Consider the following 12,606-nt stretch of genomic DNA (forward strand, 5'->3'; position numbering starts at 1 on the left):
CTAAACGGCGAACTTAATGGCAAGAGCCATGATGAGTTACACCACTTCCTGGGACACGATCCCGCTTTGAGGAATCAGGCGAGGCGATGGCTGGCGAGACGTTGGGGGCATACCCTCAGTCGGATCGTCACCGGTGCTTGGGAAATCGCCTTAAGCTACGTCACTCACCCGCAGGTGACGAGGTGGTTATGCAAAGCTCATTGTTCGACCCTGAGCAGAACTCTTTCGATGGCAAGAAGCTGCCTGATCAATCGAGAATGCCGCTCAATCTGGGTGAGCGCACGGTACATTCGGTTGTAGACCGAGATCTCTGTAATGAATGGGGATCCTTGATTGTGACGGGCTACAGCGGTCTGGAGCAGCTTATTCAGCTCATCACCGGGCGTGGAGTAGGGAGGACGCCAATGCGCATCATCCTTGGCTCAGACCCCGTCACCGTTGAAAATCCCAAGATCAATCTCAGACGCTACGACTTTTCAGAGGAAATGCGAGAGTACTGGCTCAAGCGCGGAATCTCGCTAGCGCTGTGCGGCCAAGTACTGCACTGCATCGAGCTGATTCGCGCTGGACACGTCCGAATTCGTTACCCGACAGGGTACAGACGGTTACATGCCAAAATGTATTGCTCCGCAGGAGCAGTGACGCTTGGGTCCAGCAACTATACCGGACCAGGATTACATACCCAGCATGAGGCGAACGTGCGCTTCACCTCTGGGGAAAGAGCGCGCTTTGTTGAAACCAGCCTCCTAGCTGAGTGCTTTTGGAGCCTGGGGAAAAATGCTGAAGAGGCTTTCATTGAGCTGCTGGAGCAGCTTCTCAAGTTCGTCACCTGGCAAGAGGCTTTGGCAAGGGCTTGCGGTGAGCTGCTCGAAAGCGATTGGGCCAAGTCCTATCTGGATTCGTTATTCGAGGCCGATCCGGTAAATCTTTGGCCATCGCAACGCCAAGGCATTGCACAGGCGCTCTATCTGCTGGACACAGTGGGCGCAGTACTGGTGGCCGACGCAACTGGCTCTGGGAAGACACGAATGGGCGCTCACCTGATCCGCACCATACATGATCGAAATTGGTCACTAGCCAGAGCGCGCAAAGGCTCGATGCTGCTCATCTGCCCACCGCTTGTGAGAAAGAATTGGGAGTGGGAAACAGCGAAATGCGGGTACAACATTGCCATAACGTCCCATGGGTTGTTGAGCAGGCTGAACCCGGAAGACGAATCCAGCTTAGCGATTCACCTGTGCTCAGCCCAAATCTTGGCTGTTGACGAAGCGCACAACTTCCTCAACCAGGGGTCCAGACGAACGAGAACATTGAAATTCAATTTGGCTGACCAAGTGGTGCTCTTCACTGCTACGCCGATCAATCGCTCGATAGCAGATCTGCTTCGACTCATTGATATTCTTGGCGCTGATAATTTTGACGATGACGTCCTTGCTGTCTTCGAGCGTTTGACTGGCTTTGGTCATGGTGGTGCTGAAACTCGCGACGATGACATACCGCAGCTTCAAGCTGGAATTGGTAGTTTCGTCGTTCGCCGGACCAAGGCGCAGTTCAATGCGATGGTCGACGTAGATCCCGAAGCCTATCGGCTTCCCGGCGGGCGGGTATGCCGGTATCCGAACCAGCTTTCGGAGTGTTATTCCCTCGACGAGCAGAATCAGGACAAGAGGTTGGCAAGGGAAATTCGGGCGTTGGCCCTCCAATTCAAAGGGATGTCACGCTTTCAGACCGCTTTGGCACTACCAGATTTTTTCAAAGAGAACGGAGTCACACCGGAACGCTACCTAAGGTTTCGTTTGAAAGCAGCGCGCTCACTAGCCTTGTACCAGGTGATGTCCAGTCTTCGGTCCTCTCGGTTGGCCTTGTACCGGCACATTGAAGGCGAGGGAGCCGCTTGGAGTCGAATGGGATTAAGCAGTGAGGAAATGAAGGGGGACCACCAAACCGGCAACATGCTGGAGCGGACAGCGATGCTGGCGGGCAAGATTCCCGAAAATCATTTAGGAGTCGAGCTACCCCGTTGGCTTTCAGACCCTGTCGAGCATCGCCGAGCTTGTGAAGATGAGTGCCTTCTCTACACCGCTATTCTTGAGAGCCTAGAGCGTATGAGTGGTCATCGAGAGAAACGGAAGGTGCAGTTTCTGATCGAGCTTCTGGACCGCCACAATCATATTCTTGCCTTTGATCACTACCCGATAACACTGCGCTATTTTCAGCATCTTTTGGACCAAAAGCGGTCAGATCGCCGGCCGTTCAGCGTGCTGCTAGGTATCGGGGGTAATCGCCGCAGTCATGAGCATATCCAGTCTTTGCTGAATCCCAACGCCAAGTCTGAAGGCAAGCTGATCGTCTTGTGCAGCGAGGCCTTGTCAGAATCGGTCAACCTTCAGCGAGCCTCCACGCTTGTTCACCTGGATATGCCGAGCGTGGTGCGTATCGCCGAGCAGAGAGTAGGGCGGATTGATCGCATGGATTCCTGCCATGCTGAGATTGAATGCTGGTGGCCCAAGGACAGTCGAGAGTTCGCACTCAGATCAGACGAAACGTTTGTTCAACGAATCTTCCAGGTGGAAAGCTTGATTGGCGGAAATTTACAGCTTCCAGATGACATCTGCGGAAACCATGATTCACAGATCGTGACCTGGGAGCATTTTGACAAACTGATGCGGGAACGCGCTGCTCGCAACTGGGATGGAATTGAAGATGCATTCGCGCCAATACGAGGTTTGGCCTCAGGTCCCGAAGCGTTGATCAGCACTGATGTGTATGAGCTTTATCGAAACGAAACTAACAAGGTCATGTCGCGCGTGAGCGTTGTCCCATCCAGTGAACCTTGGGTGTTTATCTGCTTGGCTGGTGAAAATGCGCGCGCACCACGGTGGATTTTCCTGTCCGGCGCTGATGACCAGCCGGTCATCAATCTCCGCGAGATTGCAACGGAGCTAAGGGCGCGGTTATCAGACCATTTGCAGAACCTCAGCCCGACAAGGGCTGCGATGGGCATGCTGCAATCGTTTCTGGCCAGGCTGGGTGAGATGGAGAAAATGCTACTACCCAGGCGGAAGCAGCGCGCAATCGCTCAGTTCGAATGGGCGATAAAGCTATGGTCGAGTAGTCCTGGCTGGATCGGCTCAGAGGAACAGGCCGAACAAGTTAAGCAACTGCTGGACCTTTTTAGTAGAGGAGGGGAAGAACTGACCCCTGACTGGGGGCAATTGGCCGGCCTTTGGTTGGAGCTGGTGAAACCCCGGAGTGCCGAACTTTCACTGAAGAAAGGAAGGCGAGCATCGATGACTCGATTACGTGACTTGGAGCCATCGCTAAGGTCAACCCCGATCGATCTTGATGTGATTCTGAAGAAAATCCAAGGCGTGGAGCTTCGACGGCGCTGGGAGGAGCGGATCGTTGCTTGCATTCTTGGTTATGGGGGATCTGAGGAGTGACAGATCAGTACCCAGTCCTGGCATTTTTTGGTGTTCCGGTTTTAGTGTGATTTAGGTAAGCGGCCTTTATGACGCATCACGTCTGAGAGCCCCGCGTTGCGCGTGATGGCCAGTTTCGCGGGGGGGCGGGCGAGCGTCTGATGATTGAGACACTGACATCGCTGGTAACCTAGTTGCATCGGTCGGACGTATCCATCTACCTAAGTTCCACGAGGCAGGGTCATCAACAGGAGGCTCGCCATCTCAGCAATTTTCAGTACTTGAGAGAGTCTGACAGGGTACGACTAGACAGCCGCACAGGGCAGGCCCCGTGCAGCTAATGAGTCCAAGGCTACGGGGCAAGCGTGCCGATGTCGCAGATGTGCCAACCCGGCGAGTGCGTTGCTCAAGCTAGATCAGCGACGTTTTTAAGGGTAATTCCACTCCAACAGAGATCACTTCGGTGAACGACGACAGATCGGGTCGAGTCATTATGCGCGACCGACCGCTTTCGACCCATTGCGGACACTGAGGCCCTACGCTGAAGTCTAGACAGTTTGTCGTCCTCTAAACGCTCAACCTAGTTATCAGCGTCCACTGTCGAGCCTAGGAGTTTCTCGGCAAGTCAGCTATCTGTCGTCGCGCTCACTTGCCCCCAAGGTTCGCCCGAGCCCATTGCTCAGCGGTGGTTACTGGAATCGACTGCTGTTCGTTGAAGGTTCCCGATTTAGGCCATGCCACACCTCTGCCCTGTGCGAACACAGCACGGTACTTTTTGATGTGATGGGTAGGGTCTTTTCTCAACTCATCCATCAGGAACGGAACAGTCCACACGTTAGTTTTGAACGGACGACCCAGCGCATGCTCGAGGATGTTCGCGACTTGTCCATACGACACCGTGTCGCCTGAGAGATAGACAATCTCGTTGCGGAAGCGAGGTTCGAAGAAGACGATTTCCGCCGTGAGAGCGCCGATGTCGTCTGGTGTAGTGAGCGTCACGCTGTTCTCAAGACTGCCGAGAGCGTTAACGGTGTCATTGTCGAAGTCGACGACCTCAAATACGGGCTCGAAAAGGAAGCTGGTGAACATGCCCGTCGAGATAATGACCCATTCAGTTTTGTCTTGCGCACGAAGCGCCTCGCGTACATCGAGTTGAGAATCGAAAAGATCTTGGGGGCTGCCCCGACCGATCACTTCGAAATCCACGCCAAACTGCCACGGGAAGTAACGCTTCACCCCCGACCTTAGCGCTGCTGTTGCCAGTTTCATTGGGGTTTCTCGACCCGCGACCATGCCGGCACAGCCTATGACGGTATCGAACCGGGCGAACACTTCAGCTAACTGTTCAATTGAATCGTTCACCAGGTCCGCTGCGACCATCTGAATGCCCAGCCCGCGAAGCTCATCGATTTCGGCCTTTTTCTCCGGTATCTGGGTGTTGATGGTCGACTCCCGGAGAAGAACGCTGATTTGGGAACCGGCTGCGCGTTTTGCCACTCGCACGAGATTGCGCAAAACCGGGAGACCAAGTTCCCCGGCGCCGAGAACAAGAATGGATTGAGGGGAAAGTGGGGTTGCTTCGGTCATGATTCCTCCTGAGGCGTGATGCCTATAACATGAGCAAATGCTGGCATGATCAGGCAGTACTCGTAAGAAGGCACACGCGTGATACCTAGGAGGAATAAATGACCAATCAGGACGCTCTGAGCCAGGCAGAAGCCATCTGCCAAACGCTCCGAGAAGATGATGATGGCGTCAGGCGGGAAGTCCTCGCTCACGCAGGTAGCCGATGGTCATTGGGCATCCTGCATGCCTTGGGCGTGTACGGCACGATGCGCCACGCCGAGATAAAAAGACAGATGACTGGGGTAACCCAGCGAATGCTCACCAAGACGCTACGCGCCATGGAGCGGGATGGATTACTGCTTCGACGGGAGTTCGAGGAAGTTCCGCCGCGCGTCGAATACGAGCTGACGCCGCTGGGTATGGAGCTGTTGGTTCGGATGTCCCCCGTTTGGATGTGGGTGGTCGAAAACGCTGAGGAATTCCGCGAGGCGCGTCGCGCTTTCGACAGTCAAGGTGAAAAGAAGCGCGCCTGGCAAATCCCCACCCCGGCACTCTTTGATCCAGAGTAATCGATAGCGTGCACCCTCATTCAGATAAGTAGCACTCGATTTGGCCTAGCAAAAATCGAGCGCATGCCTTTGGCCTACAGCCGCCCTTCGCGAAGGGCCGCTACGGGTCGATAGCGGTCAGTCGCGACTGACTGCTTCCGACCCGTAGCCACCGGTTAGCAACGGCCAATTTCAACACAAAGCAGCCTGCCAGCATAAACCGCAAACGGCCAGAAGCGGACAGCGACGCTGCACCAGTTTTTTGCTATTTTCAGCATCCAACCGCCTTCATTGGGCGAACATTAGATATGGGACTTGCAATGGATTTGCCGAAAGCAGGCACAACGTACACTCAAGAACGCTTAGGTATTGCTGCTGTCCAGTATTATGCAGCTCGAAGAAACCAGATTTGGCGCGAAACGGGTACTGGTGATGTGGGAATTGATGGAAATATCGAGTTCGTCAATGCTGAGGGGTTTGCTACTGGTCGGATAGTCGCTGTGCAAGTAAAATCTGGTCCTTCCTATTTCAAAAATCCTACTGTGAATGGGTGGAAATTTTATCCTGAACGCAAGCATAGGAACTACTGGGAATCATTTCCTCTCCCTGTCTTGCTCGTCCTGCATGATCCGGATGCCAATAAAAGCTATTGGGCAGATGCACGACAATTACTTAGAAACACGCGTGAAGAAAATGCCTTTATAGAAGTGTTGTCGTCAAACAATCTAGAAGATACAGGCGCAATTGCACTTTTTGAAAACGCCGGGGTTCTAGATCAACCCTTCATCTCTGAAATTCCGGAAATCCTCCGCTGCTTAATAGATACGAAATCTAACGAGGGCGCATTCCCTTTAAGCTATTTTGACTTATTTGTTCATGGGCTTACTAATATATGTCGCTGCATTTATTACGGCATGGACATGATTATCAGTTCAGTAGAATACAATCTTGAAGCAACAAACGCTCCATATGGAATGGGGATGGGGCACCAGGAGCACGAATTTGCGTTTGGGTTCGTAAAATTCCTAGTCGCGCAAGGATTAGCTCATATTGATCTCTCAGATTGCCTCATCGACTGGGTAGATCGTGAGATGCACCCGCACTTTGTTGCACCGCTCAGCTCAAGAGGTCGAGCCCTAGTTCGTCTGATCCATCAAGAGGAAGCCCGTCTCGTTGCTGCCGGGAAAATGGGAGATGAAGGCAGTCTACGCGTCGCGCAAGAAGCTTTCTTTGAGATGGTACCGGCGTCCTATTTTCGGCGATTTCCACGAATCAGAAGCTTTCAAGATGTCTTCGATAGTTAAATGTCGACTTCGGGTCAGTGGATGTCCTTGGGTCGATTCCGCGTAGCGGGTTCGGTGGGGATAGACCGCTTCGCGAACTGAGCCAGAGAGAAGGCATGCTCCTCTGGCCGGATTTATCGACCAAAAGTGGGCGTCACAAATCCGCATGTTATAGATGCTTACATCGTGTAACTGCCACCAGAAGCGGACTCAATGCAACGCCAAGCACCATCTGCCGCGAGGGGCGTAACGGAGCGGCTTTACATCGTGAGCAAGGGCAAACCAACGGTTTCGCCTTTCGCCGGCACCACACCAGCATTGCTGTCGGGCGTCAGTCCGGGAAATCTTCCAGCCTAAAGCTATCGCTTCGGCGATGGTATCGTTCGAAGGTATTTTGGAGTAGCACCCGTCATGAGTTGAGAAGACCATGTAGCGGTAATTGCCGGAGTCTACGTCTGGCGCTGGAATCGAGTAAGGTGTTACTCGACCTCCATGATGAGGCGCCACGATTCCGCCTAGTTTTTGCTTGAATCGTGCCGCTATAGAGGTGTAATCCGCGTCGCCGCAGAGCAGCACGCGTCGGAAGTAATAGCTCTGAGAGTTTTCCACCAGCATGCCCAACGCTTGGTTATTGCGCAGGTAACTCGCATCGTGCGTACCAGAGGTCGGATTGCAAGCGAATAACGTGCAAGCCCCCCATTTAAACTGCGCTCGTGCGGAAGGCCAGAACTTCAATGCGCTGCTGCCATCTTGGAGTACCTGATTCTGCAACGTGTACATTAAATGCGCATGGCTGATACCGAGCCTCATTCTGGCCGAAGGCCGGCGCATCACCCATGGACGCTGTAGAGCGCCAGGCCGGTAAGTCACGTGAGTTTTCCAGAAGCCGCGCACATCCTTGGTGGGGCGGCCGGATGCGTAAGCGTACCCCCAATGATCCCAATCCAGGTGCGAAAGAAACACGGGAGCGGGTTGGTCGGGATCATCCTCAGCCAATGGATCGAAGCCTTGGCAATTTGGTAACGAACGGCGAAAAACGCCGATGGGCCACCCAAAATCAAAGAACGCTTGTGGCTTGTGTTTATGATCGATGATGGCGCACATGTTGGCCTGGCCGACGTCGTAAACCGCGACGAACAGATCGTCTTTCGGGTGAACACCTAGGTACTCAAACGCTGCGCTTTGATGATGGCGGCACTCGACTACACGCTTCAACGCTTGCAGATCCTTTGCATCAGGGATGAATGCGTTGATTCTTACATAGAGGACAGTCGGAGCAGACTCCTGCGCTTCTTCAGAAAATTCAAGCGCTGTAGCTTCATAGAAACCGTCTTCAGTGCAAGGAATGTCCGAAACGGTGATCGAGCAGTAGCCACCGACTCTCATCGCTTGTTCAAAAACAGAGGTGGGGACCACTGCCTCCATCAGCAAGAAACTCAGTGCGGTGTCCGACTTTCTGGCGATTTCTTGGGAATTTGCCCAGCGCAAGAAGGGCAAGATCTTTCTGGGTATTGCGTCAAAGGTCACTGTGCAGAAACCTGTCTGTGCCAGATCGAGATTCTCGTCGTGTACATCGATGGCACTCAAGTATTCGACGTTGCCGAAGTGCTCTTTCATCTCGCTTTGCTTATCCAAGGTTGTAGGTTTAGTCACGACGCGTGATTTATTGTTTGAGAAGAAACGCAAAGTACCATTGTAATGCCGTCATGAATACTCTGATGCAGGTGCCGCATGGCGACACGCGTCATTTCTACGGCTGGTATGAATACGTTGGAGAGGTAAAGCTGCCTGTTTTGGGTCTTCTGCCGGATAATGGGTGGTGATTTTTGAGTGGGATCGCGTTCTTTTCGGTGAGCTGCACATCGTAGTCATTGATGACGAGGTCCAACTACCACCGGACCACCCGCTAACCCAGCAACTGAGAAAAGCCGAAAGCTGAATCGTGGTAAGCTCGAATTTCAAATTGTCAGGCGCCGCCATACAGCCGGAATGGTCAGTACGTCTTTTCGGTTGGTCAAGCGGACATTGCCGAGCTGCGGCCACGCGTTGTTGACTCTCAGCGATACGCTGAAGAACTTCAAGGCTGGAAAAACTGGGAGCATGAGCAGGGCTAGGTTGAGAAGAAATTTGCTGACGGATCATGAACCGTTCTGGCTTAGATTTTCTTCTCGGCCTGCAATTGGCTGCTAACAGCGCTTCGCGAAAGACGAGCCGAGATGCCCCAATCGCCCCTCAGCGGACATTGTCATGGGGCGCTCCCGGCGCGTTGGTTTGTTGTAGATCTATACGAATGCTTAGAGCGATGTTGGGTTCAGGGTCAGCATAACTTTTATTCCGTGCTGCATATTCGCCCGAGCCCCAATCACGACCTCAGCCGTTGAACACGTCTTCAGCGCTATTCAGCGGGTAGTGCTTCGGATACGGCAGGGTGGCCACGCCGGATTCGATGGCGGCCTTGGCCACAGCATCGGAAACCACGGTGATCAGACGCGCGTCCAGCGGCTTCGGAATGATGTACTCGCGGCCGAATTCCAGCGCCTGAACGCCGTAGGCGTCGCACACTTCCTTCGGCACCGGCAGCTTGGCCAGGTCCTTCAGGGCGATGGCGGCAGCGATCTTCATCTCTTCGTTGATGCGCTTGGCGCGAACGTCCAGGGCACCACGGAAGATGAACGGGAAGCCCAGTACGTTGTTGACCTGGTTCGGGTAGTCGGAACGACCGGTGGCCATGATCACGTCGCTACGCGTAGCGTGGGCCAGCTCTGGCGAGATTTCCGGATCCGGGTTCGAGCAAGCGAACACGATCGGGTTGGCAGCCATGGAGTTCAGGCCTTCAGGGCTCAGCAGGTTCGGGCCGGACAGGCCTACGAACACGTCGGCACCTTGCAGGGCATCGGCCAGGGTGCGCTTGTCGGTGGCGTGGGCGAACTGTGCCTTGTACTGGTTCAGGTCGTCACGGCCAGCGTGGATCACGCCGGTACGGTCGATCATGTAGATGTTTTCGACCTTGGCACCCATGCTCACCAGCAGCTTCATGCAGGAGATGGCCGCAGCGCCGGCACCCATGCAGACGATCTTGGCTTCTTCCAGCTTCTTGCCGGCGATTTCCAGGGCGTTGATCATGCCGGCCGCGGTCACGATGGCGGTACCGTGCTGGTCATCGTGGAAGACCGGAATGTCGCACTGCTCGATCAGGGTGCGCTCGATTTCGAAGCACTCTGGCGCCTTGATGTCTTCGAGGTTGATGCCACCGAAGGTAATCGAGATGCGGCGCACGGTGTCGATGAAGGCCTGCGGGCTTTCCGACTCGACTTCGATGTCGAACACGTCGATAACTGCTAGGTCCCGTCGACCGGAAGCCGCGCTTCGCGGGGCAGTAAGCGGTGCTTGCGTTGGCACACTGATATCAGTGATTCTCCAGTAGAGGCGCTTTGATGAGACTGGTTCTTCTTGGGCGCTTAACACTAGGTAATGTCACGCCAATGCCGTCTATCTAGGCAACACATGAGATGGGCGAGCTTGTATGGCGCGTTTTTCGTGCTCCGGGAGATAGAATCGACATGGCGACATGCACTGCACCGAGGAATGGCCACCGCTCCGCGAACGCGCGAGCTAATTGTCCTGCTTGTAGAGACCGTTACAGCAGCTATGGAGTGCGCTCATATTCGTCGAGCACCTATTCATCATCCTCATCCTCCACAGCGTCTGGAGGTACGAGCAGGGCGGCCACTCGGGGGCTGACTAGTTCAGTACCTGAAATTTATCGGCGCCCATTATCGGAAGTACCCAGCCTCGTGCGTAGCGATGTTCCCACGCCAGCGCAGTCGGATGGTCAGACCTATGATGTATTTGTCTCACATGCGTCTGAGGATAAAGACGATTTTGTCAGGCCCTTGGCCAACGCACTGATTGCTGCCGGGCTCAAGGTATGGTTTGACGAGATGACCCTACGCATTGGTGACAGCCTACGACAGAAGATTGACAAGGGGCTCGTGAGCAGCCGTGTGGGTCTAGTAGTTTTATCTCCGGCCTTCATCAAGAAAGGATGGACTAACTACGAACTTGACGGCATCGTCACCCGTTCTGTTTCTGGTGAGCAGGTACTGCTACCGATTTGGCACAACATCACCAAGCAGCAAGTGATGGACTTCAGTTCCTCTATCGCGGACAAGGTAGCTCGAAGCACAGCTGTCCATACCATCGCTGAAATTGCAGCTGAAATCGCAGATTTGCTGAAATCTAGGAGTGCAAGCGCTTAACGGTCCTACATTGTTCCTCGTCAGTGACGGGCGGAGGGCCGCCAATGCTGGCTATAGCGGCGGACTGTCAGCCAGTGCCGTCTGTAGCGAGAGGTAACATTCGGCCAATAGTCTGCCCTCGTTAGAGGGCAGCTAGCACCCAATAGCCGTCACTCCGTTCCGCTCCGCCCTGAATGGACCGCTGCAAGCAGCCTTACCCCCAACATCCTACGCTGGGCCGTGCCATTTGATTTTTGAAAGAGACCCGCTTTCTCTGTTTCATACTGTGCCAGTGCACTTGTGATGTAGTCATCTAAGCTTTTGATCCACTGGCCATTGCTGCAAAAATTAAAGGCCTTTCCCCAACCCAGGATTACCCGATCGAGATTCTGTAGCGCGCCAGAGTAGGAGCCCTTTGGGGAAATTTCACCAGCTTCGACACTAAATTTCATCATTCGGATCGATGCGTCTAAGTCAGATTTTACTCGCTTTTTAAATCGCTCCCTCGTGGCTGTGGATGGCTGGACTAGCCCTGCTGAAACGAAGCAACCCAAGAAATTGAACCCTTTAGCTGTCAGGCCCCTTGAGGCTTTGTCGCTGTTTGCTTGCGGCGGATATGCTGAAAGTGAAAGCTTTTTGAGTTCATTCTGGGCCTTACTGAAGGCTCGATCCACACAGCTCATGTCCTTCCCCAGGATCAGGAAGTCATCGATGTACCGGAGGCAAATGACTTCACCATCGTTCATGACTTGGTCAAAGTCGCGCAGGTACAAATTCGCTATGAGCGGGGACAGGGGAGATCCTTGAGCAACACCCTCCACCCCAAGGGGGAAGATTTCATCCAAACCCTGCCGACGAAGAACGTCAATATTCGCAAGATCTGTTGTGATAGCCGCCTGAAACAACGCGATTGTGTCAGGACATCTAATGTGAGGGGCTACAAGCCTCATCACATGGGCCTTATCAATCCGAGTGAAGAACTCGGCGATATCCGATCGGATATGGAAGCCGGCTCCTTTCGCAATTGCTGCTTTGGCATCGGCTATCGCCATCGAGACCCGTTTGCTTTTTATCCCTCCGTAGCTCGTCGGAGTAGCCATCGCTTCTTTTACAAATTTGGTACGGGATAAAGCGTCAAGTAGAGCCCGCTGGACGATTCGGTTGGGTATAGGTGAAAGCACAATCGGGCGAGCATTTCCGTTGGCTTTGGTTTTCGCCACGCCGGTCTGCTTCTGGAAGGTAAAGGTCTTCTTGGATAGCGCACGCTGGATTTCGGAAAGCGACCGGGGGAGTTGGCTCTCGAAGTCCTTGGCCTCGTTTCGGATGGTTTCGGATGATGAAGAAAAGGCACTTTCTTTGACTTTTCGCCAAGCCGAATACAGTGAGTCGCCGCTGTAGATCCTACGGTAAAGCGAGGAGGCCACATAAACTCCTTGTTTGTTGGGAGACACCAGTGAACTCTCACCCAACTGCTACAGGGATCCTCAACCTTCGGGAGACCGCGAAGCCTTAACGGCGATCTTGGTCGCGACCCGGACAGCAACCTCCG

Annotated in this window: 7 protein-coding genes and 1 pseudogene; 4 read left to right on the plus strand and 4 right to left on the minus strand. The window is 53.9% G+C overall.

What is annotated here, in order from left to right; genetic code table 11:
• Nucleotides 1-188: 188 nt before the first annotated feature.
• Nucleotides 189-3,443, plus strand: a complete 3,255-nt coding sequence (locus BLX42_RS14450; protein WP_256671998.1) for an SNF2-related protein — start codon at nucleotides 189-191, stop codon at nucleotides 3,441-3,443.
• A gap of 624 nt (nucleotides 3,444-4,067) precedes the next feature.
• Here BLX42_RS14450 and BLX42_RS14455 read toward each other — a convergent pair.
• A complete protein-coding gene (locus BLX42_RS14455) occupies nucleotides 4,068-5,009 on the minus strand; it encodes an aromatic alcohol reductase (RefSeq protein ID WP_161872035.1) in 942 nt (313 codons plus the stop codon).
• 98 nt (nucleotides 5,010-5,107) lie between these two features.
• Between BLX42_RS14455 and BLX42_RS14460 the strand changes: the two genes are divergently transcribed.
• Nucleotides 5,108-5,557: a helix-turn-helix domain-containing protein gene (locus BLX42_RS14460; protein WP_161872036.1), complete on the plus strand. Its 450-nt coding sequence runs from the start codon at nucleotides 5,108-5,110 to the stop codon at nucleotides 5,555-5,557.
• Between the two features lie 299 nt (nucleotides 5,558-5,856).
• Complete coding sequence (locus BLX42_RS14465) at nucleotides 5,857-6,840, plus strand: DUF4365 domain-containing protein (RefSeq protein WP_086978005.1); 984 nt, start codon at nucleotides 5,857-5,859, stop codon at nucleotides 6,838-6,840.
• Between the two features lie 189 nt (nucleotides 6,841-7,029).
• On the opposite strand, the gene BLX42_RS14470 is transcribed toward BLX42_RS14465, so the two are convergent.
• Nucleotides 7,030-8,436: a hypothetical protein gene (locus BLX42_RS14470; protein WP_161872037.1), complete on the minus strand. Its 1,407-nt coding sequence runs from the start codon at nucleotides 8,434-8,436 to the stop codon at nucleotides 7,030-7,032.
• A gap of 753 nt (nucleotides 8,437-9,189) precedes the next feature.
• Nucleotides 9,190-10,158 (minus strand): annotated as a pseudogene (locus tag BLX42_RS14475) (malic enzyme-like NAD(P)-binding protein); the annotation flags it as partial.
• 455 nt (nucleotides 10,159-10,613) lie between these two features.
• Here BLX42_RS14475 and BLX42_RS14480 point away from each other — a divergent pair.
• Nucleotides 10,614-11,078, plus strand: coding sequence for a toll/interleukin-1 receptor domain-containing protein (locus tag BLX42_RS14480; RefSeq protein ID WP_254912513.1), 465 nt, complete (start codon nucleotides 10,614-10,616; stop codon nucleotides 11,076-11,078).
• Nucleotides 11,079-11,227: 149 nt separating this feature from the next.
• Here the strand turns inward: BLX42_RS14480 and BLX42_RS14485 are convergent, their stop codons facing one another.
• Entirely contained in the window at nucleotides 11,228-12,481 is a 1,254-nt protein-coding gene (locus BLX42_RS14485; protein ID WP_086974376.1) for a reverse transcriptase domain-containing protein, read from the minus strand.
• Between the last annotated feature and the right edge of the window lie 125 nt (nucleotides 12,482-12,606).

Origin of the sequence: Pseudomonas sp. SG-MS2 (assembly GCF_009933855.1) — a bacterium.
Classification (GTDB): domain Bacteria; phylum Pseudomonadota; class Gammaproteobacteria; order Pseudomonadales; family Pseudomonadaceae; genus Aquipseudomonas; species Aquipseudomonas putida_E.

Coding starts and splice junctions, on each gene's coding strand:
- BLX42_RS14450 (WP_256671998.1), top strand. CDS start 189: ATGCAAAGCTCATTGTTCGACCCTGAGCAGAACTCTTTCGATGGCAAG.
- BLX42_RS14455 (WP_161872035.1), bottom strand. CDS start 5,009: ATGACCGAAGCAACCCCACTTTCCCCTCAATCCATTCTTGTTCTCGGC.
- BLX42_RS14460 (WP_161872036.1), top strand. CDS start 5,108: ATGACCAATCAGGACGCTCTGAGCCAGGCAGAAGCCATCTGCCAAACG.
- BLX42_RS14465 (WP_086978005.1), top strand. CDS start 5,857: ATGGATTTGCCGAAAGCAGGCACAACGTACACTCAAGAACGCTTAGGT.
- BLX42_RS14470 (WP_161872037.1), bottom strand. CDS start 8,436: ATGAAAGAGCACTTCGGCAACGTCGAATACTTGAGTGCCATCGATGTA.